Origin of the sequence: Paraburkholderia hiiakae (assembly GCF_904848665.1) — a bacterium.
GTDB lineage: Bacteria > Pseudomonadota > Gammaproteobacteria > Burkholderiales > Burkholderiaceae > Paraburkholderia > Paraburkholderia hiiakae.
Genome location: NZ_CAJHCQ010000017.1, coordinates 86,408 through 108,764, shown reverse-complemented (window position 1 = coordinate 108,764; position 22,357 = coordinate 86,408). Strand labels below are relative to the sequence as shown.

The following is a 22,357-nucleotide window of genomic DNA, read 5'->3' as shown; positions in this document are numbered from 1 at the left end:
ATGGCGGGCTAGTTGTATTTCTGGCGTTCGCGATCCTGGCTTTACGCCTGGATGCGCAAAACCACTTCTCCCTCGCCTGCCGGCAACTGCACCACCACGCCTGATTCTCCGGCGTGCGCCCTCAATCCTCCAGCTCCTCCAGCGTCACGCAGCTCGGGCCATTGCCGCAGTGTCAGCGGCAACGATCCCTTCACGCCGTCGTATCGCACATTCAGCGTATCGCCGCGCCGGGTCACGCTGACGTGCGTCACGCACGCGCCGCGCTCGCGCCATCGGCCAGCTCGAACAGATGTAGCTCGCTGCGCGATGCGTAGTCGTAATCGGGACGCTGGTCCTCGGTCCCGATCGCGAGCAGCGTATTCGGCCGCACGTAGATCGTGTCGAGCCGCCCCCGGCGCAGGCTCGCGGCCGACTTGCCAGGCGCGTAGCCATGCTCGAGCGCGGCGGCGCGCACGCGCTCGCGCGTTTCGGCGCCCACCCCATCGCTGTCGTTCAAGGCGCGCGACACGGTGGAAACGGACAGCTTCAGTACTTTGGCGAGTTCCCGAATACCCATGCGCTGGTTTAATGATGATTGGAATCAGTCCGCGCTCGCGGAGCCGGCACGGTGCGAAACACCATAACCATAAGTGACCGAAGGGCCGAAGAAGCCAGGGAAACAAAAAAACCAGCGGACGATTTTCTCATCCGCTGGCTTTTTATCGTGGCGACCCGCGCTGTTTTGACGGGGCAAGCGCTCAACGCCTCAAAGCGGCACATCCTCGATCAAGCGCGCTTTCAACGCACGGATGCGCTGATCGACGAAATAGCCGCCGCCTTCCGTGTAGCGAAGGTAAAGGCGTCCGCACAGCGTGCATTTCCAGACACCACAACGGTTATAGGGAAAGTGCCGGGGCGCGATCGGCGCATTCTCCGACCAGTAGCCTGCTCCCCCCGGCAGATGTTCGGCAAAGGTCGCCTCGGCTTCGTCCGCGCATACGAGCGTGCCGATCTGTTCCAGTTGCCGCTCGTCGAGCGAAAGCGGTTGCGATTGCCAGCCATCGAGTGGCGTTTTCGTGCAGGTGCACGGCGGCGGCTCGGTTCGCTCCGCAAGTACGGCGAGTGCGCGCAGCGCGGCAGCGTCAAGGTATCGGGTCATGGAGCAAGAATGGGTCTGCGGTTGAGCCAGGGAGCGTAACGGCTCCAGCGCGCATCTTAACGCCTGGCGCCGCGTGAGATCATCAAGCCCCGCCTCTCATGCGTTCGATATGCGGCACCACCCATGCGCGGTCGAAGCGGCCTTCGGCTATCGCCTGCAATGCGGCGGCCTCCTTTTCGCCTTGCTTGCGCGCGCCCGCAATGACGGTTTCCACATCTTCGGGTGCAATGGCGAGCAAGCCGTCCTCGTCGCCGACGATGATGTCGCCGGGATTGACGACCATCCTGCCGATGGTCACGGGCACATTGATTTCGCCAGGCCCGTTCTTGTAGGGTCCGCGATGCGTCACGCCGCGCGCATAAACGGGAAAGTCGCGCTCGCGAATCGCGCCAACGTCGCGAATCGCGCCGTCGATCACGAGTCCCCGCACGCCGAGGCTCTCCGCGTAGCTCGACATGATGTCGCCCATCAACGCCTGGCTCACTTCACCTGCGCCATCGATCACGAGCACGTCTCCGGGCCGGCAGAAGTCGAAGGCGCGATGAATGGCAAGATTGTCGCCGGGGCGCGTGCGCACCGTCACGGCCGTGCCCGCCATCGGCTTCGCCTTGTGGAACGGCTGCAGGCCGAGAATACCGCTCGAGCGGGCCATGTTGTCGCTCAGGAGCGACACGGCCAGTTCGCGCAACGCGGCGAGCGTCGCTTCGCTGGCCTGCGAAGCGGATGCGTTTTCGCGCCAGCCGATCGGGTTTGAACTCTGATTCATTTCGTCATCCCTTCCAGTGCGGTTTGTCGTTCGATCTGCGCGGAAAGGCGGTTGTACACCGCACGCGCGTTGCCTTCGTAAATGCGTTGCCGATCGGCGTCGCTGAGCCATTCGTTCGCGTCGATGTAGCGGCGCGTGTCGTCGTAGTAGTGCCCGGTTTCCGGGTCGATGCCCTGCACCGCGCCGATCGTCTCCGAGGCGAACAGGATGTTCTCGACCGGAATCACCTTGGCGAGCAGGTCGGAACCCGGCTGGTGGTACACGCAGGTATCGAAGAACACATTCTTGAGGAGATAGTCCTTCAGAAGCGGCCGTTTCATGTCCTGCGCCAGGCCGCGATAACGCCCCCAGTGATAGGGCACCGCGCCGCCGCCATGCGGAATGATGAAGCGCAACGTCGGGAAGTCGGCGAAGAGGTCGCCCTGCAGCAACTGCATGAACACCGAGGTGTCGCCGTTGAGGTAGTGCGCGCCCGTCGCATGAAAGTTAGGATTGCACGACGATGAAACGTGAATCATCGCGGGCACGTCGAGCTCCACCATGGCCTCGTAAAGCGGATACCACGAGCGGTCCGTGACCGGCGGCCCCGACCAGTGCCCGCCCGAGGGATCGGGATTCAGGTTGCAGCCAACGAATCCCAACTCCTCCACGCAGCGTTGCAACTCGGGAATGCAGTTTTCCGGCGACACGCCCGGCGCCTGCGGCAACTGGCAAACGCCCACGAAATACTGCGGAAAAAGCGAGCACACGCGATGCACCAGGTCATTGCATGCGCCGGACCAAAGCGCATTCGCCGCTTCGCCCGCCTGGTGGTGCCCCATGCCGGCGGCGCGCGGGGAGAAAATCGTCAGGTCCGTGCCGCGCTCGCGCTGAATGCTGCGTTGGCCGCTTTCGATACTCTCGCGAATCTCGTCGTCGGTAATCGTTGGGCGCGGTGGCACCGGCGTGCCGTCCTTGAGCGCGGCAATCTGTTTAGCGCGCCAGGCTTCGTGCTGGGGCGGCGAGGTCGTGTAGTGGCCGTGGCAATCAATGATCATGTAACAATTCCATCAGGTGTACGGACGATAACAATCAGCTTTCCGTCGCTTCATTGCGGCCAACGAGCGCCGGGGTCGAGGCGCCGTTCCCGGCGGGCTTCACGCGCATCACGATGGCAATGAGCGTGGCGACCACGAGGAAAGCGGCGATGGTAAGCAGCGCGAACTTGAAACTGCCGGTGGCGTGGCGCACGAGACCAATGCTCCACGGCCCTACTACGCCGCCGAACTGCGCGATCGTATTGATGAGCGCAATCGTTGCCGCGCCCGCAGCGCCGGTTCTGAACGAAGCGGCCAGACTCCAGAACAGCGGGTTGCCCGCGTAGATGAAGAGGCCCGTCACGCAAAGCAGCGCATACGCCAGCAGCGGATTCGGCGCATACGCGCTGCCCGCAATCGCGAGTGCGCTCATGCCGTAGACGAACGCGAGGTGATATTTGCGGTCGCCGGTGCGATCCGAGCTGCGGCTCACGAGGTACGTGCCCAGCACGCCCAAGAGCGGCGGCGCGGCGGAGAGGAAGCCCACTTCGATGTTGTTGAGATGTCCCAGGCTCTTCACGATCTGCGGCAGCCACAGGAAGAGCCCGTAAATGCCGACCAGCGCGCAGCCGAACAGACACGCGAGGCTCCAGACGCGAATATCGCTAGCCACCTTCAGCAGCGAAAAATGCCGATGGCCGCCAAGCGCCTCGCGTTCCGTGGCGAGCGTGGACTCGAGCCATTGCTTCTCTTCCACGGAAAGCCAGTCGGCGTCGGCGGGACGCTCGGTCATGATGCGCAGCGTAATGAGGCCGAGCAGCATGGCGGGCACGCCTTCGAGAATGAACATCCACTGCCAGCCGTGCATGCCGAGCACACCGTTCGCGTAGGTCATTAGCGTGGTCGAGAGCGGACCGCCGAGCACGGCCGAGAACGACCCCGCGATGATGTACCCGCCCACGGCGCGGGCGCGGTAGCGCTCCGGAAACCAGTAGGTCAGATAGACCGCAATGCCCGGCAGAAAGCCCGCTTCCATCACGCCCAGCAAAAAGCGCAGCACGTAGAAGCTCGAGGCGTTGAACACGAAGGCCGTTGCGGCCGCAACGGCGCCCCACGTGAGCAGAATGCGCGCGATCCAGCGGCGCGCGCCCACGCGGTGCAACAACAGATTGCTGGGCACTTCCAGCAGCATGTAGCCGACAAAGAAAATGCTGCCCGCGAAGCCGAACACGGCTGGGTCGAAGCCCATGTCCGAATTCATGTCGAGCGCGGCGAAACCGATATTGATACGGTCCAGATAATTGAAAAACATCATGCAGAAAAGCAGCGGCACAAGCCGCTTGTAAACCTTTCGCATGGTTGCTGCTTCGTCGAAGTGACTCATGCTGTCTCCGCCTCATGGCGACGGGCGGTGCCGTCGCTGCATCGTTATCGGCCCGCAGCGATGACCGCCGCCGGCGGCACCCCACGAGACGGGACGCCTGAGTTTCGATAATAAGAAGCGGGGAGCGTCGAGTCCAAGACGCGATACTTATGCTTCTATAAGCGTGCGCTTATAGTGTGCTGGCAAGCGGCGGCGGCAGGCACTCGAGAAACGCGCGCAGATGCGGCGAGGCATCGTCGCTGCGGAATGTCGCCGCCAACACGGTGCGCTGCGCGGCGCCGGGGCCGTCGAGGTGGCGCGCGACGACGTCGGCGCGGCCATGCCGCGCCACCGATTCGCCCACCACCGTCACACCAAGCCCCGCCGCCACGAGTGCAATGGCAGTCTGGATCTCGTAAGCCTGGTGCGCGACGAATGGCGTCACGCCCGCGTCGCGGTAGAGCGCCTGCACCGTGCGCTTGAACTGCGCATTTTGATGCTTCGGATAGAGGATCAACGGCGTATCGGCGAGCTCGTCGATGCGCACCTTCTTTCGTTTGGCGAGCGGATGATCGGACGCCATCAACACCACGAGCCGCTCGCGCAACAGCGGCAAGGTCGTGTAACCGGGCTCCGCAAGCGGCTGCCGCCCAATGCCGATATGGATGCGCATGTCGCGCAACGCGTCGGTCTGCTCGTCGGTCAGCATTTCGAACAGCTTGAGTTCGACCTGCGGATACGCCTGATGAAACGCCTTGAGCGCGGGCGGCAGGACGCTGTACATCGACGAGCGCGTGAAGCCGATACTGAGCCAGCCGCGCCGGCCAACGCCGATCTCCAGCGCGCCCTGCGTCACCTCGGCGAGCGAACCGAGAATCTGCCGCGCTTCGGTGGCCAGATACTGGCCCGCTTCCGTCAGGCGCAACGGGCGGCGCGTGCGATCGATCAGTTGCGTGCCCACGCGGTCCTCCAGAGCGCGTATCTGCTGGCTCAGCGCCGGCTGCGCGATGTGCAGACGTTCCGCGGCGCGGCTGAAGTTCAGTTCTTCGGCGAGTGTCACGAAACACTGCAGGCCCCGAAGCTCATTCATCCCATCATCTCCGTATCGATTTGCCCTGCATCGTAATACAGCGAGCTTGGGCCAACTTCGCGGAATGCGCTCAAGGCCTGGTGCAACCGCCGCTCATGTCACGGCTGCTTTTTTGGCGGCAAAGGCTGATCGAGGCCCGGCTCGACCGGCGTGGGCACCGCGTCGCCTAGTGGCCTGGAAATATCGTTGTTCGGCGCTCGATCTGACTCTCCCGGGCTCTCGCCCGCCTCCTCCGTTGGCAAATCGTGCGTCTTCGGCGGCAACGGCTGATCGAGACCCGGCTCGGCAGGTGCGGGCACAGCGTCCCCAAACGGCTTGGGCAGATCGGTGCCGCGCGGATCCGGTGCATCTTCGGGCTGTTCGGACTTGTCGGACTGGTTGTTCATCGTTTCGACCTCCCTTTGCGATGGATATCGCATGGTCCAACCAGGTCACGCAGGGAACGTGCCTGCAAACGGAGTGAGCCAACTTCAGTAGAATGAGGGACACTCCGCGCCGAATCTGGCCGCGGACGATGAATCACGTCCTGGAACACGCCTGATGCTGCACGCTCTCGATCGCCGCACCGCCGTCGCATTCCTTGTGGCCGCAACGTTCTTCATGGAGAACCTCGACGCCACGGTCATCACCACTTCGCTGCCCATCATCGCGCGCGACTTTCACACCGCGCCCGCGTATCTCTCGATCGGCGTCTCCGCCTATCTCGTCGCGCTGACGATGTTCATTCCCGTGAGCGGCTGGTTCGCCGAGCGCTTTGGCGCGCGCCGCGTGTTCGCCACGGCCATCACGGTGTTCAGCGTGGCCTCGCTGCTCTGCGCGATGAGCACCGGCCTCTTTGCGTTCACCGCCGCGCGCGTGCTGCAGGGGCTAGGCGGCGCGATGATGGTGCCGGTGGGCCGGCTCGTCGTGCTGCGCGACACGCCGAAGCACGAGATCGTGCGCGCCATTGCGATCCTCACCTGGCCCGCGCTGGTCGCGCCTATTCTCGGGCCGCCGCTCGGCGGCTGGATCAGCACGCACTGGAGCTGGCACTGGATCTTCCTGCTCAACCTGCCGCTCGGCGTGGCCGCGCTCGTCGCCGCACTGATGCTCCTGCGCGACGAGCACACGCAACCCAGGCGCTTCGACACCTTCGGGTTCGTGCTGAGCGGCCTGGGCTTCGCGTGCGTCATGAGCGGCATCGAGATGGCGAGCCGCTCGGACGTCACCGCTTTCGTGTCGATCGGTACGTGTGTGGCGGGCGTTGCGCTATTGGCGGCTGCCGTCGTGCATTTGCGCCGCGTGCCGCATCCGCTGTTCGACCTCGCGCCCGTGAAGATCAACACGTTTCGCGTGACCGTGTTCGGCGGCTCGCTCTTTCGCACGGCCATCGGCACCGCGCCGTTTCTGTTGCCGCTGATGTTCCAGGTGGCGTTCGGGTGGAGCGCCGTGGCTTCGGGCGCGCTGCTGCTGTGGCTGTTCGCCGGCAATTTGTGCATGAAGCCGGGCACCACGTGGATCATGAACCGCTTCGGCTTTCGCACTGTGCTGATTGCCAACGGCACACTGGTCGCGCTCGGCTTCGCGGGCTTCACGCTGCTCGGGGCCGACACGCCGCGCGTGATCGTGGCGGCGCTGCTGTTCTTCAGCGGCCTCGTGCGCTCGATGCAGTTCACCGCGCTGAACACCATCGGTTTCGCCGACGTGCCTCAGGCGCAAATGCGCGATGCGACGACACTGTTCTCCGTGCTGCAGCAGATGAACGCCGGCATGGGGATCGCCGTAGGCGCGCTGGCGCTGTCGGTTGCCGAGGCGCTGCGCGGCACGCACGCCGGCACGGCTGCCGCCGCCGACTTCCACCTGGCGTTCTGGTTCATCACTGCGCTCGCGGCGTTAGGCGTGGCGGACAGTGTGCTGCTGCCGCGCAGCGCGGGCGCGCATATTCTCGCGCGACGCTAGCGAGACTCCGACCCCTGACTACGCTCCTCGTCCAAACCGATGCTTACCGTTGCGCTTCTTGTCTTTCCAGGCGTCCAGGCCCTCGACGTGTTCGGGCCCACCGACGTTTTCTCGGAGGCCAATCGGCTGCTCGCACCCGAGGCGCAATACCAGCTAGAGCTGATCGCAACGGAGCGCGACACCGTACGCTGCTCGAGCGGCGTGCGCATCGGCGCGGACCGGTACTTCGAGGAGGCACGCGGCCACTACGATTTGCTGCTTGTTGCAGGTGGACCCTCGCTCGTGGAGCAACCGCTTGCCGATGCGGCGCACGCATGGCTGCGCGAAGCCAGCGCACGCGCCCGGCGCTTCGGATCCATCTGCAACGGCGCGCTGACGCTCGCGCGCGCGGGCTTGCTCGACGAGCGCACCGTCACAACGCACTGGAACGACGCCGCCACCCTCGCCGCGATGTGCCCCACTGCGAACGTCGAATTCGACCGGATCTTCATTCAGGACGGCAATCTCTATACCTCGGCGGGCGTGACGGCGGGCATCGATCTTTCGTTGTACCTGCTGGCTCAGGACCACGGTCCGGAAATCGCGCTGAACGTGGCGCGGCGGTTGGTGGTGTTCGTGCAGCGCGCGGGCGGCCAGTCGCAGTTCAGCCCGTACCTCACGCCCTACGCGGAGGCGTCGTCGCCCATTGCCCAGGTGCAGCAGTACGTGCTCGGACATCTGAATGAGGATCTGGGCGTGGAAGTGCTCGCCGCCGTTGCGAAGATGAGCAAGCGCACCTTCGCGAGAATCTTCGTGCGCGATACCAACGTGACGCCCGCCGAATTTGTCGAGAGCGCACGCATCGACGCGGCGCGCGTCATGCTCGAAAACAGCACGGCGCCATTGAAAACCGTGGCCTTCCGATGCGGCATGCGCGACGCCGATCATTTGCGCGTGGCATTCAAGCGCAAGCTGGGCACCACACCGCAGCAATATCGCGCGCACTTCGGCGCGGTCACTGCGAAGGCCAAACTGAAGGGCGAACGCAGCGTAAAAGCGGATTCGTAGTCGCGCTTTCGCCTACGCCCCCGCGCGCATCTCGCGCCGCACCGCTTGTGGCGGCACGCCAAAGCCACGCACGAACGCCTCCCGCATGTGCCGCCGGTCACGAAAGCCGGTCTCGCGTGCGATGACATCGAGCGGATGCGTGCTCTGCTCGATCATGAGCCGCGCCGCCTCCAGGCGCAGCCCCTCCACAGCGCGCGCGGGCGACTGGCCCGTTTCCGCCGTGAATACGCGGCTGAACTGGCGCGGGCTCAGATGCACGGCTTCGGCGAGTTCCTCTACCGTCAGCGCGCGGCTCAGGTTGCGGCGCGCGTAGTCGAGCGCGTTCTGGATGCGGTCGGATTTTGGCGCGAGCGCGAGCATTTCGGAATGCTGCGACTGGCCGCCTGAGCGCCGTTGATGCATGACGAGTTTGTGCGCAACCGAGCGCGCCACTTCCGCGCCGAGGTCGCGCTCGACCATGGCGAGCGCGAGATCGAGCCCCGCTGTCATGCCCGCAGAAGTCCAGACCGGACCGTCGACGATATAGATGCGGTCGTCTTCCACGCGAACCTCGGGAAAGCGTTGCTGCAAATCGCGCGCGTAGAACCAGTGCATGGTGGCGCGGCGGCCGTCGAGCAGGCCCGCCTCGGCCAGCACGAAGCCGCCCGTGCAGATGCCCGCCACCCGGCGCGCGCGACCGCTCGCGCGGCGCAGGAACGCCAGCACCGCGGGCGGTGCGGCCTCGGCAAGCGGATCGTTCACGCCCGCCACGATCCAGGTGTCCACTCGGCTGCGCGTGGGCGCGGGCGTGCGCTGCGTGTCCACACTCATGCCGAGCGACGAACGCACCGCGCCGCCCGCCACCGAATAGTTCTCGATTGCGTAAAACGGCGTGCCCGCCACCACATTCGCGTATTCGAAAACGCTTTGGGTCGCGAGCGCCATCACCTGGAACCCGTCGCTCAGCAGGTAGCCGATGCGGTGCATGTCCTACTCCTGTCGCTGCATGTCCTAAAACGCGACCATATACGTCATTTGCGCCACGGTCAATCGCGGCCAGAATGCATTCACAGCAGCGCCACTCGTACGTTACCTAACCACGCGCGCCGCTACGCAAAGGAGTGCAATCATGACCCAACCATCTCATCGCGGCACCGCGCTCGTCACCGGCGCGTCTTCCGGCATCGGCGCCGTGTACGCCGCAGAACTCGCGCGCCAGGGCTACGACCTCGTGCTCGTCGCGCGCAATCGCGACCGGCTCGCCGCGCTCGCGGACCGCATCACCAGCGAAACCGAGCGCGACGTGGAAGTGCTCGCCGCCGACCTCAACGACCGTGACGATCTCGCCGCCGTGGAAGCACGCCTGCGTGACGACGCCAGCCTCACGCTGCTCGTGAACAACGCGGGCATCGGCACGCACACGCCGCTCGTGGAGAGCGATGTCGATTACATGACGCGCATGATCGAGTTGAATGTCACCGCGCTCACACGGCTCACCTATGCGGCCGTGCCGGGGTTCGTCGCGCGCGGCAACGGCGCGATCATCAACATCGCCTCCATCGTGAGCATCGCGCCCGAGATCCTCAACGGCGTGTATGGCGGCACCAAGGCGTTCGTGCTCGCCTTCAGCCAGTCGCTGCATCACGAACTGGCGGACAAGGGCATCCGCGTGCAGGCGGTGCTGCCCGGCGCCACGGCTACGGAGTTCTGGGAGACGGGTGGACTGCCGCTCGAACATCTCGACAGTGCGATCGTCATGTCCGCGCAAGACATGGTGAGCGCCGCCCTCACCGGCTTCGAGCGAGGCGAAACCGTGACGATTCCTTCGCTGCACGACGTGGAGCAATGGAACACGTTCGAGACGGCTCGCCGCGCGATGTCCACGCGACTGTCGAGTAACACGCCCGCGCCGCGCTATCGGGCTGTGCAGTGACGTTCTCGTTCGATCGGACGGGTTGACTGAAACGGGGCGAGTCAAGCGGTAGGCTCGCCCCCGTAACTTACGCTTCCCGCTTGCTGCGCCCGTACAGGAGCAGCATCGAGGCAATCACCACGCCGTAGATGATCTGGCGTCCCGCCTCCGGCATCTGCGCGACCGAGAGGATCGATTGCAGCAGCGTGATGAGGATTGCACCGGCCACGGTGCCGAGGTACGAGCCTCGGCCACCCAGAATGGACGTGCCGCCGAGCACCACCGCCGCGATCGCGGGCAGCAGGTAGGCGTCGCCCATCGACTGCGCCGCCTTCGACGCGTAACCCGCGAGCAGCACGCCGCCGAACGCGGCGAATGCGCTGCACACGGCGAACGCGGCCACGGTCACGAGCCGCGTATCGATGCCCGAGAGATATGCGGCGCGCTCGGTGTTGCCGATCGCGTATAGCGTGCGGCCGAAGGTCGTGCGCGAGAGCAGGAATATCGTCGCGGCCCCGATCACCACCCACAGCGCGACAGCATTGGGCACGCCGGGGACGAGCCAGCCCGCGGCAAGCCATCGCATGACGGGCGGCGCGGAATCCTGCGGCGACGATCCGCCCGTGTAGACAATCATGATGCCCTGCGCGACCGCGTTGGTCGCGAGCGTCGCGATCATCGAAGGAATGCGCAGGAGTGCGACGAGAATGCCGTTGACGATGCCGATCAGCACGCCGCAACCAATGCCGACCGGAATCGCGAGAATTTGCCCGAGTTCGCCATGACCCGACACGGCGCACGCCATCATTGCGCCGACCGTGATCGTCCACGGCAGAGACAGATCGATGTGGCCGAGCAGAATCACCATCATCAGCCCGGTCGCGATAATCCCGAGAAATGCGCCGACCTTCAGTTGCAGCAGGATGTACTCCGGCGACGTGAAGTTGCGCGAATACATCCCGCCGACGAGCAGCAGCGCAATGATGCACCCGAACGCGATCACGATCGGCTTGTCGATCCTGCGCGTGAGCCTCGACACGAACGTGGTCCGGGTGCTTGCAGAAACGCCGCTCATTGGAACCACTCCAGACGGTTGCGTACGCTGAAGAGCCCGCATGCGCCGATCGCGACAGCAAGCAGAAGAATCACGCCCTGGAATAGCGGCTGCCACAGCGCGTCGACGTTGAACACGAACAGCAGGTCGCCGATCGAGCGGAACGCGAACGCGCCGAAGACCGCGCCAATCGCACTGCCCTTGCCGCCGAGCAGCGACACGCCGCCGATCACCACGGCGGCAATTGAAAAGAGCGTGTACGAGTTGGCGCTGCCAAGGCTCGCTTCGCCGGTGTCGGTGAAGAAGGTCAGGAAGAGGCCGCCTATCGCGGCGAGCAGCCCCGCCAGCGTGTAGCTTGCGAACTTCGCGCGGCGGATCGGCATGCCGGAGAGAAAGGCCGCGGGTTCGGACGAACCGGTCGCATACGCCGCACGCCCCACAGCCGAGCGTTTGAAAGGAATCCAGACGATCACCACCGCCGCAATGAGAATCAGCAGGCTCGCCGGCACGATGCCCGCGACCTTGCCGGTCAGGGCGTCGGCGAGATCGTCGTTGATCGTTCCGCCGGGCACGGGGCGCAGCAGCAGCGCGATTCCGTAGTAGACGGCGCCCGTCGCGATCGTCGTCACGATCGGTTGCAGACGGCCGAAAATGATGATCACGCCATTGAGCGCGCCACACAACGCGCCCGCTGCAAGCACACCAACAATGCCGAGCGCGCTATGCAGCGCGTCGCCCGTGACGATCCACGAGCCAATGCAATTCGTCAGCACGAGCATCATGCCGATAGAGAGATCGATGCCGGCCGTGAGCACGACGAGCGCCTGGCCCATCGACACCAGCGCGAGCAGCACCGCCTTGTTCGCCGCGGTCTGAAACACATTCGCCGACAAACTCGACGGATAGTTGAAGAGATAGATCGCGAACATCAGGACGAACAGGCCGAACGCGAACGCCGTCCCGCGATTTTCCGCATACCAGTAACGCAGAGCGCTCATGGCGCGACTCCTGTGGAAGGCGAAGCTTGCGCAACCTGCGCGATTTGTCCAACCGGCAGGTCCAGTGCGCTCGCGATCAGGTTCTGTTCGGTGATCGCCGGCCCGACGAGTTCCTTCTTGATCCTGCCTTCGTAAAGCACGAGCACGCGGTCGCAGCAGCCGATCAACTCGTCGTAGTCGGTCGAATAGAACAGGATCGCGGCGCCCTCGTCGGCAAGACGCCTGAGCAACTGATAAAGCTCCTGCTTGGTGCCCACATCGATGCCGCGCGTCGGGTCGCTCAGGAGCAGGATTCTGGGCTTGCGGATCAGCCACTTCGCGATGACCACCTTCTGCTGGTTGCCGCCCGACAGCGAGCCCACTGGCGCGTCGACGCCGTGCGATTTGATCGCGAGGAGTTCCATCATTCGGTCTACGAACGACTGCTGACGGTCGCGATCGATGACGCCGGCGGTGGACATGCGATCGAGGGCGGCAAACGAGAGGTTTTCTCGCACCGACATCGGCAGCATCAGGCCTTCGGTCTTGCGGTCCTCCGGGATCAGTGCCATGCCGATTCCCTTGGCGCGCGCGGCAACCGGGCTGCCGATCGACACGGCCTTCCCGTCGATCTCGATCTTGCCCGCGCAACCACGCAGCACGCCGAACAGCGCGAGCAGGAGTTCGCGCTGCCCTTGCCCGTCGAGGCCGCCGAGACCGAGAATTTCACCGGGCTTCAGCGAAAAGCTGATGCCTCGCAGCGTGTCGCTCCACGCAAGGTCGTGACAGGCGAGAACCGGAGCGGCGACGCTCAACTGCTCGGGCTTTTGCGCGGGTTTGTCCGGGAAAGCATGCTGGTACTTCCGGCCGATCATCATTTCGATGACCTCATTATCCGAGCGCGCGCCCGCCTCGAAGCTCATCACATGACGGCCATTGCGGTAGACGGTGCATTCGTCCGCGAGCGCCTTCACCTCGTGCATGCGGTGCGAAATGAAGAGGATAGCCAGCCCCTCTTGCCGCAGGCGCTTGAGCACCTCGATCACGCGCGCCACGTCGGCCGCGGTGAGCGCCGAGGTGGCCTCGTCGAGGATCAGAATGCGCGGTTCGTGCGCGAGCCCCTTGGCAAGCTCGACCATCTGCTGGCGCGACAGCGGCAGGTCGCGGACTTTCGCGAGCGGATTGATATCGGCCGCACCCGCACGCGCGAGCGCTTCCTCGGCCTGGCGGCGCTGCGCCCGGCGGTCGATCATGCCAAAGCGGCGCGGCGGATTCGAAGCGAAGATGTTGTCGGCCACGCTCAGGTCGGGAATCAGCGACAGTTCCTGATACACGCAGACAATGCCGGCCGCGTTCGCCTCGGCGGGCGAAGCAAACGAGACTTCGCGGCCATCGAGATGCATCACGCCCTCGTCCGGCTGTACGACGCCGGACATCACCTTCAGCAGCGTGGACTTGCCTGCGCCGTTCTCACCCAGGATCGCGTGAATGCGGCCCCTTCGTACTGCCAGGTCCGCGTGATCGAGCGCCACGGCGCCGCCGTAGCTTTTCGACACGCCGGACATCTGAAAGAACGGCTGCTCTGCATCCTGCTGCATGCTTCGTCTCCCGTCACGTCGCCCGTCTTCACGCGTTCACTGGTTGCCCTGGCTCTGCGTCATGATCTCCTGCGCGGAGAAGTTGATGCCGCAAGTGGGAAACGAATTGCCCACGAAGAAGTTGTCCGACTCGTTCGGGAAGTAGTTCGCGCCCGCCTTCAGCTTCGAGTCGTCGGTGACGTCGAGCGGCAGCTTGATCGCCACGGGAACCGTCTGGCCGTCGAGCGCGGCAAGCGCCGTCTTGATCGCCACGGCCACCTGCGCAGGTCCGCTGCCCGCCGACGTGCACTTCAGGCCCTGGGCTCCGTACTGCGCGCAGAACTTGCGAAAGCCATTCTCCGTCTCGCCGCCGAACGGCACGAACGGATGTTTCGCATCGATCATCGCGCGCACGACACCCGTGTCGCCGCCCTGCGCCGAAATGCCGTCGAAATGGCCCTGCACGGCAATCGCGTCGGCCGTGGCCTTCTGCGCGACGGCGTCGTCCCACTTGCCGTAGACCTGCACGACGTTCCACTTCTTGCCGGTCTCGTCCAGGGTCTTCGTGAAACCATTGTGCCGGTCGGTGTCGACCGACGTGCCCGCCACGCCGCGCACTTCCAGCACCTTGCCGCCGCTCGGCAGATGGCTCGCGAGCCACTTGGCCCACAGCACGCCAAGCCCGTACTGGTCGACGTCCACGTTGATCGCGTCTTCACTGTCGAGCGTATTGTCGAACGCGACCAGCACGACGCCGGCTTTCTTCGCGCGGCGGATCGCGGGACCGAACGAGGCGGGATTCTGCGCGTCGACGATGATCGCGTCGTAGCCGGCGTCGATGAAGTTATTGACGGCTGAGATCTGCGCCGGGACATCCTCGCCGGTCGAGACGACCTTGAATTCCTTGAGCTTGGCGGCCACAGCCGGTTGCGCCGTATAGGCCTTGGCCGTCTTGATCATCTGGATACGCCAGGTGTTCGCGATATAGCCGTTCACGAGCGCAATGCGGTACGGCCCGCTCTTCTTCGGATACTTGATGAACTTCGTGTCGGTCTTCCAGGGGACCATACACGTGGGGTCGCTGGGCGGCCCGGAAACGATCGATGCCTGCGCGAAAGCCGCGCTTGCGCACAGCGCCATTGCCGCGGTCGCCGCCGCTCGAAGCACCTGGATTCCTGAAAGCATGTTGTCTCCTTTTTGTCGGATAGAACTTACTGATAGCCGGCGCACCGGGCGGGTCGGGAATGGCCGACACCGTGTGCGTGAAGCGGGGAATCTTGCTGGATGTGCTGCAGCGGGACTGGATCGGACGCGCCGAACCAGCGAAATGACATCTTCAAAGGCGTCCCCTCGAAGCAAAACGACGGGCATGCGTGAACGCCACCCCGTCTGACAGTACTGGCATACCAATCGGTGCGCGATAGTGGTTTACCAGTGGACCCGGCGCAGGGCCAGTCTGGGCATAAATCGGGCATAAATCGGACGGAAACCCACGTCGCCTCTATGCGTGATGGCGTGGCAACTGGTGTACCATTTTGCCGAACCTCAGCCGCCGCCTGGCGGCTTCGACGCTTTCGAGAATCCTGGATGGCCGATCTTTCGCACACGCCAACCGGTCGCGCCGCCGATGCGGACGCGGCCGACCGCTCCTACGTCGGCCTCGCGAAACAGATCTACGACCTGATCGCGGCGGGCGAAGTCGGGCGCACGCCGGCCGGGCCCCGCGCCCGCCTGCCTTCCGAGCGCACGCTCGCTGAGCGTTTCGGCGTGAGCCGCACGCAGGTGAGAGAGGCGATCATCGCGCTGGAAGTGCAAGGCGTGGTCGAGGTGCGCGTAGGCTCGGGTATCTATGTGGCCGAAGCGCAAGAGGCGCGCACTATCGCGTTCGAACTGCCGCGCGGGCCGGGCCCGATCGAGACGCTGCGCGCGCGGGACGTGATCGAAAGCGGGATCGCGGCGCTCGCCGCGACCGAACGCAAGGATTCGGACCTCGACCGCCTCTTCGCCGCGTTGCGCGCGATGCGCGAAAACATGGACGACAAGGCCGCGAACGAGGCTGCTGACCGCGAGTTCCACCTGGCCATTGCGAGCGCGACGGGAAACGACATGCTGCGGCAGGTGGTGAGCGCGATGTGGGACAACTCACGCGCCGACCCGCTGTGGAAGAAGATCGAGGAGCACTTCCATACGCCCGCTTTGCGCGCCGCGTCGCAGGAAGACCACCAGCGCATCTTCTCGGCCATCATGGCGCGCGACGCGTGCGCCGCGCGGGCGGCGATGCAGGCGCATCTCGCACGCGTGATCGGCGAGTTCACGCAGGCCTGGCGTTAGCGTCTTATGCGGCCGCAGGCAGTGCATGCGCGGGCGGCGCGCCTTCCTCGTGCCCAATGGCCGACTGAGTAACCAGCGGCGCCCCCTCCGGCGTGTCCGCCGTCTCGTTCACGCGGAACGTCGCCACCGCTTCGGCCATCTGGCTTGCCTGCTGCTCGAGCGACTCCGCGGCAGCCGCCGCCTCTTCCACGAGCGCCGCGTTCTGCTGCGTGACCTGATCCATCTGGCTCACCGCCGTCTCGACCTGCTCGATGCCCGCGCTCTGCTCCACGGTGGCCGAGGCGATCTCCTTCATGAGGCCCGACACCTTATCCACCGATGCGACGATCTCGGCCATCGTCGCACCCGCTTCGCCCACGAGCGAGCGGCCATTGCGCACGTCATGCACCGAGGCGTCGATCAGCGACTTGATCTCGCGCGCCGCTGCGGCGCTGCGCTGCGCGAGCATGCGCACCTCGCCCGCGACGACCGCGAAGCCGCGCCCCTGCTCGCCCGCGCGCGCGGCCTCGACCGAAGCGTTGAGCGCGAGGATATTGGTCTGAAACGCAATGCCGTCGATGATGCCAATGATGTCCGCGATCTTGCCCGAGCTGCGGCTGATCTCCTCCATCGTTTCGATCACGTGCTCGACCACGCGTCCACCACGCTGTGCGACATCCGCCGCCCCAGCGGCGAGCGCGCTCGCGGCGTTCGCGTGCTGCGCGTTCTGACGCACGCTCGACGTGAGCTGCTCCATGCTCGACGCCGTCTGCTCCAGCGACGCCGACTGCTGCTCCGTGCGGCTCGACAGATCGAGGTTGCCCGCCGCGATTTCGCGGGCGCCCGTATTGATCGCATCGCAACTCGTGCGCACGCTGCGCACCGTATGGCTCAGACCGCCTTGCATGCGCCGCATCGCGCCGAGCAACTGCCCGATTTCGTTGCGCCCGCCACCGGCTATGTGGACCGAGAGATCGTTCGCGGCGATCTGGTTCAGCACTTCCACCGCCTCCTTAAGCGGCGCCGTAACGAGGCGGCGCAGCGCCATATGGGTCGCGACGACGAGCGCCAACGCGCCTGACAAACCCACCGCCACCATCGCCATCACCCAGTCGTGCTCGCGCTCGCCCTGGTCGAGCGTCGCGCGCATGGCGGCGTCCGCGTTCGCGCGCAAAGCGCTCACGCTTGCCGAAAACTGCGCATTCGCGCTGGTGACATCTCCGGCGGCAAGCGTGGCATACGTTGCCGTGTCGCCAGCTTCGAGCGCCGTGGCCGCGCGCCGCAGCGCATCCGCGAGCGTGCCCCACGTGGCGAGCAAGGCGTCGCGCTGCTGGACCGCAGCCGTGTCGAACGGTGCGCTCGTGCGCAGCGCGGTGCCGTGCTTCGCGGCCTGATCGAAGAGATCGCGTGCGTCCTGCTGCGCCCGCTTTTGCGCTTCGGCGCTCGCCGCTGCATCGCTCGTTTCCTTCGCAGCCTGGTACGCGCGCGCCAGTGCCGTTTGCGCAAGCGCCGCGTCCTCGCGCAAGGCGAGCGCGAGCGCGTCCTGGCGCGCGACTTCGTGGATGAAACGCGCCGAATCGTCGGCGCGGCCGATCATCAGGACACCTACCGCAGCGCCCACCACCAGCATCGCCGCGAACGTGCAGAGCACGAGCAACAGCCCTTTTCGAATCGTCAGATTACGCATTGCCTTCTTCCCGCTTCAGGGCCTCGACGTGGTTGGGACGGCGTCGCTGCCCATTCGGGCCAGCAGCATATTCGCCTGTTCGATCAGCGTGGTGCGGTATTCGCCGGGCAACAGCACGTCGTCGGCCACGACCATCGCTTCGCCGAGCTGCGCGCGAAACGCGAGGATCGTGCGCTCGATCTGCGCAGTAGACAGCTGCGGCAACACCGCCTCCACGAACTTCGTCATCACCACCACGCTCGCACCGAAGCGCGAGATGGCCTTGCCATGCGCGCTCACTAGCGCGGTCATCGAGTTCAACAGCATCTCGTCACTGGTGCTCACGGAATTCTCCAGATACAACGGCCAAAGGAAAAACGAAAAGGCAGCCTTCAACCGGCCACGTACGCCTCGAGCGCGCGCGGCATCGACTCGGCGGGCGCGGGGCGTGCAAGCAGGAAACCTTGCGCGCGGTCGCAGCCGATCTCGCGCAGGAACTCGAGTTGCCGCGGCGTCTCGACGCCCTCGGCCACCACCGTGACACCGAGCGAGCGCGCCATCGCGACGATCGCGCGCACGATCGAGCGGTCGCGCGCGGCGCTGTTCTTCACACGCGGCGTCACGTCCGGCCCCGGCTCGGACATGTCCGCGAGGAATGAGCGGTCCACCTTGAGCGTGTCAACCGGTAAGGACTGCAGATACTTGAAAGACGAATAGCCCGTGCCGAAGTCGTCGATCGCGAGACTGATGCCGCGCGCGGCGAGTTCTTGCAGCAACGCTTCGATACCGCCCCGGCCCGACGTCATCGCCATGCTCTCCACGAGTTCGAGCTGCAGGCGCGTGGCTGGCAAGCCTGTTTCGCTGAGTGTGGTCGTGAGCTGATGCAGGAAACCATCGTGCAGACATTGCCGAGCCGAAAGATTCACGCTGATGCGGCCGAAATCGAAGCCTTCGTCCAGCCACTCGCGCGCCTGGCGACAGGCCTCGCGCAACACCCACGCGCCAAGCGGCACGATCAATGAGGATTCCTCCGCAATCGGTATGAACTGATCAGGCGGCACGAGGCCGCGACGCGGGTGCTGCCAGCGCACCAGCGCCTCGATATTGACGAGCGCCCCGCTCGCCACATCGAATTCCGGCTGATAGTGGAGCACGAGTTCGCCGGCCTCCAGCGCATGGTGAAGCTCGCTTTCGAGCACGATGCGCTCCATGGCCGAAGACGTCATCGGCGCGGCGAAGAAGCGGAAGTTGTTCTTGCCCGCGTCCTTGGCCTCGTACATCGCGCGGTCGGCCTGCATGAGCAGTTGCCGCGGTTCGCGCGCGTCGTCCGGATACATGCTGATGCCGATGCTCGGCGTGACGAACAGCAGTTGCTCGCCAATGTGCATCGCGGCGCCCACGCGTGCGAGCAGTGCCTGGGCGATCTGCCCGACGTGGCGAATGTCTTCGATATCCTCGATCAGCAGCGTGAATTCGTCGCCGCCAAGGCGCGCCACCGTGTCGGTCTCGCGCACCGCTTCGCGCAGACGCGTGGCGATCACGGTGAGCGCCTCGTCGCCCACGCCATGGCCCATCGTGTCGTTGATGAGCTTGAAGCGGTCGAGGTCGAGGAACATCACGGCGACGCGCTTGCCCGAACGGCGTGCGCGGGCGAGCGAGAGCGTGAGGCGCTCGGTGAAAAGCGTGCGATTGGGCAGGCCCGTCAAGGCGTCGTGGGTCGCGAGGTAGCTCAGGCGCTCCTCGGTCTCGCGGCGCTGCGTGATGTCCGCGAAGATCGCGGCGTAGTGCGTGCAGCGGCCGCCGGGGTCGCAGATGCTGGAAATAGTCAGGTATTCCAGGTAAAGCGCGCCGTCCTTGCGGCGGTTCCAGATTTCGCCTTTCCAGTGGCCGTTTTGCTGAAGGCTGCGCCAGAGCGCGCTGTAGAACGCCGGACCCTGGCGCCCCGAGTTGAGCAGGCTCGCATTGCGCCCTAGCGCCTCGTGCTCCGTATAGCCCGTGAGCCGCGTAAAAGCGGGATTCACGCGCTCGATGGTGCCGTCGAGGTCAGTGATCATCACGCCATCGAGCGTCGATTCCACCACCTGGTCGGCGAGGCGCAGGTTCGCGCGCGACGCGAGCAGCGCGTCGTCGCGCTCGCGCAGCGCCATCTGCAATTCGCGCACGAAACCGTCTTCGATGTCGTGCAGGATATGCGAGAGGTCGAGCAGGCCAGCGAGACTCCCGTCTTCGCCGATCACACCCACGTGGCGCATGCGGTGCTCGACGAGATACTGACGCGCAGCGTAGAGGCTTTGCGAATGCGCGAGCGAGCGCAGCGGCCGGCTCGCGCGCGCGCCCACCAGGCCGTCGAGCGCGCCTGCGGCCGCGAAGCGCACCACGTCGCGCTCAGTCACGATGCCGTAGTCGCCTTCGGGATAGCTCACGACAAGTGCGCTCAGACGCCGCGCACGCATGCGCTGCATGGCCTCGTGCATGGACATGCGTGCGTCGACCACCAGCGGCATCGCGGCGTCGACCGACCCGACAGTCTTCAGCCGCAAAAAGCATTCGAGCCCCTGGTTCATGACCAGGTCGGTTTGCGTGACGATGCCGAGCGAGCGGCCCGACTGATCCACCACGAGACAATGGCGGATGCCCTCGCGCTTGAAGCGCAGCGCGGCGTCGCGCAGGCGAGTGTTCGCAGGCAGCGCGCGCACCGGATGGCTCATCGCGTGGCGGATGGGCAGCGCAAGCGCGGCGGCGTCTTCGCCCAGTGCGAGCGCGTCGTGCTCGGTCCAGATGCCGACGGGCCGACCCATTTCCGTAATCACAATGGCGCTATAGCGCCGTTCGCTCATCATGCGCGCCGCTTCGCGAATCGGCACGTCGGGCCCGCAGGCAAGCGGCGGCCCAGAAAGAAGCTGCCCGATTTCCAGGTCCAGCGTGTGGTGTTGCATGTTGCGCCCCGAACCGCACTGCGATGTCTTTGTGAGATAGCGGGAAGCTAACAGTGGGCAGACGACCTTCAATTGACGGAAATCAAGGTTTTGATTGTCCGAGACGGCGCAAACGTTTGCGTGTCGGCTAGCGGGAATAACAGGGCAGCATCGTCTGTCGCGCTCCTGCGACAAACTTGATGCGCATAAACTTTTATACGTAGAATCGCACAATCCAGTTTACTGGACAACAAAATCCATTAAACTGGAAGTTATGGATATCCACACCAACATCGCCCGCCGCTTGCGCGAACTGCGCGACGCCAAAGGCTGGTCGCTCGAAGCACTGGCCGAGCGCAGTTCGGTCAGTCGTTCGAACATCTCGCTCATCGAACGCGGTGAGAGCAGCCCCACGGCCGTCGTGCTCGACAAGCTCGCCACGGCGCTTGGCGTCTCGCTTGCGTCGCTCTTCGAGGCGGCGGGCGACGACGCAGGGCAGGCTCCTTCCCCGCACGCGGCGGCCCGCGATCAAGCGGTCTGGACCGATCCCGAATCAGGCTACGTGCGCCGCAATCTCTCGCCGCCCGCATGGTCGCCCATCCAGCTCGTGGAAGTGCACTTTCCGCCCGGCCAGCGCGTGGCCTACGACACGAGCCTGCGCGACGCGGAAATCTACCAACAGGTTTGGGTCCTGGAAGGCACGATGGAGATGACGGTTGGCGAGCGCGTGTGGCGGCTCGAAACTGGCGACTGTCTCGCCATGCGCCTCGACTGTCCTATCGTCTATCGCAATCCCACGAGTGAACCGGCGCGCTATGTCGTCGCGCTATGCAGGACCACTAACTGACCGGGAGCGAATTCACATGAACGAAGCCATCAAGGTACACAGCCTCACCGGAGAACAGGCGCAATCCTGCGCGCCCGCGCTGGCGGACGTGCTCATCGACTGCGTGGAGGGCGGCGCCTCGGTGAGCTTCATGTTGCCGATCTCGCGCGAAACGGCGCTAGCGTTCTGGCGCGGGGTGGCGCAAGACGTGGCGCGCGGCGAACGCATTCTGCTCGCGGCCGAAGACGCGCAGCAGCGCATTGTGGGGACGGCGCAGCTCGTGACGGCCCAACCGGAAAACCAACCGCATCGCGCCGATGTCGCCAAAGTGCTGGTGCATCGCGCTGCGCGCGGGCGCGGTGTGGGCCTGCGCCTCATGCAGGCAATCGAGGAGGCGGCACGAGAAGCCGGAAAATCGGTGCTCGTGCTCGATACCGTCACGGGCGGCGCGGCCGAACGGCTCTATGCGCGCGCGGGATGGGAACGTGTGGGCACCGTACCGAATTACGCGCTGATGCCGGACGGTGCATTTTGCGGCACGACGTTCTATCACAAGCAACTGGTTAGCAACTAGTCCGGCAGGGCGTGGAGACGCAGCCGGTTCGTCAAGCGCCCAGTTCGAGGATATTGCCGATGGCGAGCGCCAGGCCATCCGGATTGTCGTACGCCATCATATGCTCGGTGTCGGCAACGAGTTCAACGGTGCAACCCCGCTCCCATGAGATCGATGAGGAGCGATCGGCTTTTCGAGTATGAATCTGAGCCCACTACCGGCGGATAGTC

The 22,357-nt window shown here is 65.1% G+C and carries 21 protein-coding genes; 6 read left to right on the top strand and 15 right to left on the bottom strand.

The window, feature by feature from the left end:
• Positions 1–247: 247 nt before the first annotated feature.
• The 7 genes from JMY28_RS27695 to JMY28_RS27665 all read right to left on the bottom strand — a co-directional run bounded on the left by JMY28_RS27695 (position 248) and on the right by JMY28_RS27665 (position 5,759).
• Positions 248–556, bottom strand: coding sequence for a LacI family DNA-binding transcriptional regulator (locus JMY28_RS27695; RefSeq protein ID WP_201699092.1), 309 nt, complete (start codon positions 554–556; stop codon positions 248–250).
• A 189-nt stretch (positions 557–745) separates the two neighbouring features.
• Positions 746–1,138: a hypothetical protein gene (locus JMY28_RS27690; RefSeq protein ID WP_201699091.1), complete on the bottom strand. Its 393-nt coding sequence runs from the start codon at positions 1,136–1,138 to the stop codon at positions 746–748.
• A gap of 82 nt (positions 1,139–1,220) precedes the next feature.
• Positions 1,221–1,904: an RraA family protein gene (locus JMY28_RS27685; protein WP_201699090.1), complete on the bottom strand. Its 684-nt coding sequence runs from the start codon at positions 1,902–1,904 to the stop codon at positions 1,221–1,223.
• The gene (locus tag JMY28_RS27680; RefSeq protein ID WP_201699089.1) at positions 1,901–2,941 is read right to left on the bottom strand and encodes an amidohydrolase family protein; all 1,041 of its coding nucleotides are present in this window, start codon (positions 2,939–2,941) and stop codon (positions 1,901–1,903) included. The genes JMY28_RS27685 and JMY28_RS27680 overlap by 4 nt, the downstream gene beginning before the upstream one ends.
• A gap of 34 nt (positions 2,942–2,975) precedes the next feature.
• Positions 2,976–4,304 carry an MFS transporter gene (locus tag JMY28_RS27675; RefSeq protein WP_201699088.1) on the bottom strand — a complete coding sequence of 443 codons (1,329 nt, stop codon included), beginning with the start codon at positions 4,302–4,304 and terminating at the stop codon, positions 2,976–2,978.
• A 169-nt stretch (positions 4,305–4,473) separates the two neighbouring features.
• Entirely contained in the window at positions 4,474–5,373 is a 900-nt protein-coding gene (locus JMY28_RS27670) for a LysR family transcriptional regulator (RefSeq protein ID WP_201699087.1), read from the bottom strand.
• Positions 5,374–5,471: 98 nt separating this feature from the next.
• Positions 5,472–5,759, bottom strand: a complete 288-nt coding sequence (locus JMY28_RS27665; RefSeq protein WP_201699174.1) for a hypothetical protein — start codon at positions 5,757–5,759, stop codon at positions 5,472–5,474.
• Between the two features lie 154 nt (positions 5,760–5,913).
• On the opposite strand from JMY28_RS27665, the gene JMY28_RS27660 reads away from it, so the two are divergent.
• The gene (locus tag JMY28_RS27660; RefSeq protein WP_201699086.1) at positions 5,914–7,311 is read left to right on the top strand and encodes an MFS transporter; all 1,398 of its coding nucleotides are present in this window, start codon (positions 5,914–5,916) and stop codon (positions 7,309–7,311) included.
• Between the two features lie 39 nt (positions 7,312–7,350).
• Positions 7,351–8,358, top strand: a complete 1,008-nt coding sequence (locus JMY28_RS27655) for a GlxA family transcriptional regulator (RefSeq protein ID WP_201699085.1) — start codon at positions 7,351–7,353, stop codon at positions 8,356–8,358.
• Between the two features lie 12 nt (positions 8,359–8,370).
• Here the strand turns inward: JMY28_RS27655 and JMY28_RS27650 are convergent, their stop codons facing one another.
• On the bottom strand, positions 8,371–9,324 hold the full coding sequence (locus JMY28_RS27650; RefSeq protein ID WP_201699084.1) for a GlxA family transcriptional regulator: 954 nt from the start codon (positions 9,322–9,324) through the stop codon (positions 8,371–8,373).
• 142 nt (positions 9,325–9,466) lie between these two features.
• On the opposite strand from JMY28_RS27650, the gene JMY28_RS27645 reads away from it, so the two are divergent.
• Positions 9,467–10,270: an SDR family NAD(P)-dependent oxidoreductase gene (locus JMY28_RS27645; RefSeq protein ID WP_201699083.1), complete on the top strand. Its 804-nt coding sequence runs from the start codon at positions 9,467–9,469 to the stop codon at positions 10,268–10,270.
• Positions 10,271–10,337: 67 nt separating this feature from the next.
• Here the strand turns inward: JMY28_RS27645 and JMY28_RS27640 are convergent, their stop codons facing one another.
• The 4 genes from JMY28_RS27640 to JMY28_RS27625 are packed head-to-tail and all read right to left on the bottom strand — an operon-like array spanning position 10,338 to position 15,042.
• Positions 10,338–11,324 (bottom strand): ABC transporter permease, encoded by a 987-nt coding sequence (locus JMY28_RS27640; protein ID WP_201699082.1) that lies wholly within the window; start codon positions 11,322–11,324, stop codon positions 10,338–10,340.
• The gene (locus JMY28_RS27635) at positions 11,321–12,301 is read right to left on the bottom strand and encodes an ABC transporter permease (protein ID WP_201699081.1); all 981 of its coding nucleotides are present in this window, start codon (positions 12,299–12,301) and stop codon (positions 11,321–11,323) included. The genes JMY28_RS27640 and JMY28_RS27635 overlap by 4 nt, the downstream gene beginning before the upstream one ends.
• Complete coding sequence (locus tag JMY28_RS27630) at positions 12,298–13,878, bottom strand: sugar ABC transporter ATP-binding protein (protein WP_201699080.1); 1,581 nt, start codon at positions 13,876–13,878, stop codon at positions 12,298–12,300. Before JMY28_RS27630 ends, JMY28_RS27635 begins: the two co-directional genes overlap by 4 nt.
• Positions 13,879–13,914: 36 nt before the next feature.
• Complete coding sequence (locus JMY28_RS27625) at positions 13,915–15,042, bottom strand: sugar ABC transporter substrate-binding protein (protein WP_201699079.1); 1,128 nt, start codon at positions 15,040–15,042, stop codon at positions 13,915–13,917.
• Positions 15,043–15,444: 402 nt separating this feature from the next.
• Here JMY28_RS27625 and JMY28_RS27620 point away from each other — a divergent pair, with 402 nt between their 5' ends.
• Positions 15,445–16,188, top strand: a complete 744-nt coding sequence (locus JMY28_RS27620; RefSeq protein WP_201699078.1) for a FadR/GntR family transcriptional regulator — start codon at positions 15,445–15,447, stop codon at positions 16,186–16,188.
• A 4-nt stretch (positions 16,189–16,192) separates the two neighbouring features.
• On the opposite strand, the gene JMY28_RS27615 is transcribed toward JMY28_RS27620, so the two are convergent.
• Genes JMY28_RS27615 through JMY28_RS27605 form a run of 3 tightly spaced genes read right to left on the bottom strand, consistent with a single transcriptional unit; the run spans position 16,193 to position 20,769 of the window.
• Positions 16,193–17,854 (bottom strand): methyl-accepting chemotaxis protein, encoded by a 1,662-nt coding sequence (locus JMY28_RS27615; protein ID WP_201699077.1) that lies wholly within the window; start codon positions 17,852–17,854, stop codon positions 16,193–16,195.
• A 15-nt stretch (positions 17,855–17,869) separates the two neighbouring features.
• The gene (locus JMY28_RS27610) at positions 17,870–18,178 is read right to left on the bottom strand and encodes a hypothetical protein (RefSeq protein WP_201699076.1); all 309 of its coding nucleotides are present in this window, start codon (positions 18,176–18,178) and stop codon (positions 17,870–17,872) included.
• A gap of 47 nt (positions 18,179–18,225) precedes the next feature.
• Positions 18,226–20,769, bottom strand: a complete 2,544-nt coding sequence (locus tag JMY28_RS27605) for an EAL domain-containing protein (RefSeq protein ID WP_201699075.1) — start codon at positions 20,767–20,769, stop codon at positions 18,226–18,228.
• A gap of 253 nt (positions 20,770–21,022) precedes the next feature.
• On the opposite strand from JMY28_RS27605, the gene JMY28_RS27600 reads away from it, so the two are divergent.
• A complete protein-coding gene (locus JMY28_RS27600; protein WP_201699074.1) occupies positions 21,023–21,595 on the top strand; it encodes a helix-turn-helix domain-containing protein in 573 nt (190 codons plus the stop codon).
• Between the two features lie 16 nt (positions 21,596–21,611).
• A complete protein-coding gene (locus tag JMY28_RS27595; protein ID WP_201699073.1) occupies positions 21,612–22,148 on the top strand; it encodes a GNAT family N-acetyltransferase in 537 nt (178 codons plus the stop codon).
• Positions 22,149–22,357 lie beyond the last annotated feature (209 nt).

Coding starts and splice junctions, on each gene's coding strand:
- JMY28_RS27595 (WP_201699073.1), top strand. CDS start 21,612: ATGAACGAAGCCATCAAGGTACACAGCCTCACCGGAGAACAGGCGCAA.
- JMY28_RS27605 (WP_201699075.1), bottom strand. CDS start 20,769: ATGCAACACCACACGCTGGACCTGGAAATCGGGCAGCTTCTTTCTGGG.
- JMY28_RS27680 (WP_201699089.1), bottom strand. CDS start 2,941: ATGATCATTGATTGCCACGGCCACTACACGACCTCGCCGCCCCAGCAC.
- JMY28_RS27695 (WP_201699092.1), bottom strand. CDS start 556: ATGGGTATTCGGGAACTCGCCAAAGTACTGAAGCTGTCCGTTTCCACC.
- JMY28_RS27625 (WP_201699079.1), bottom strand. CDS start 15,042: ATGCTTTCAGGAATCCAGGTGCTTCGAGCGGCGGCGACCGCGGCAATG.
- JMY28_RS27665 (WP_201699174.1), bottom strand. CDS start 5,759: ATGAACAACCAGTCCGACAAGTCCGAACAGCCCGAAGATGCACCGGAT.
- JMY28_RS27635 (WP_201699081.1), bottom strand. CDS start 12,301: ATGAGCGCTCTGCGTTACTGGTATGCGGAAAATCGCGGGACGGCGTTC.
- JMY28_RS27645 (WP_201699083.1), top strand. CDS start 9,467: ATGACCCAACCATCTCATCGCGGCACCGCGCTCGTCACCGGCGCGTCT.
- JMY28_RS27655 (WP_201699085.1), top strand. CDS start 7,351: ATGCTTACCGTTGCGCTTCTTGTCTTTCCAGGCGTCCAGGCCCTCGAC.
- JMY28_RS27640 (WP_201699082.1), bottom strand. CDS start 11,324: ATGAGCGGCGTTTCTGCAAGCACCCGGACCACGTTCGTGTCGAGGCTC.
- JMY28_RS27630 (WP_201699080.1), bottom strand. CDS start 13,878: ATGCAGCAGGATGCAGAGCAGCCGTTCTTTCAGATGTCCGGCGTGTCG.
- JMY28_RS27670 (WP_201699087.1), bottom strand. CDS start 5,373: ATGAATGAGCTTCGGGGCCTGCAGTGTTTCGTGACACTCGCCGAAGAA.
- JMY28_RS27600 (WP_201699074.1), top strand. CDS start 21,023: ATGGATATCCACACCAACATCGCCCGCCGCTTGCGCGAACTGCGCGAC.
- JMY28_RS27650 (WP_201699084.1), bottom strand. CDS start 9,324: ATGCACCGCATCGGCTACCTGCTGAGCGACGGGTTCCAGGTGATGGCG.
- JMY28_RS27620 (WP_201699078.1), top strand. CDS start 15,445: ATGGCCGATCTTTCGCACACGCCAACCGGTCGCGCCGCCGATGCGGAC.
- JMY28_RS27615 (WP_201699077.1), bottom strand. CDS start 17,854: ATGCGTAATCTGACGATTCGAAAAGGGCTGTTGCTCGTGCTCTGCACG.
- JMY28_RS27675 (WP_201699088.1), bottom strand. CDS start 4,304: ATGAGTCACTTCGACGAAGCAGCAACCATGCGAAAGGTTTACAAGCGG.
- JMY28_RS27660 (WP_201699086.1), top strand. CDS start 5,914: ATGCTGCACGCTCTCGATCGCCGCACCGCCGTCGCATTCCTTGTGGCC.
- JMY28_RS27690 (WP_201699091.1), bottom strand. CDS start 1,138: ATGACCCGATACCTTGACGCTGCCGCGCTGCGCGCACTCGCCGTACTT.
- JMY28_RS27685 (WP_201699090.1), bottom strand. CDS start 1,904: ATGAATCAGAGTTCAAACCCGATCGGCTGGCGCGAAAACGCATCCGCT.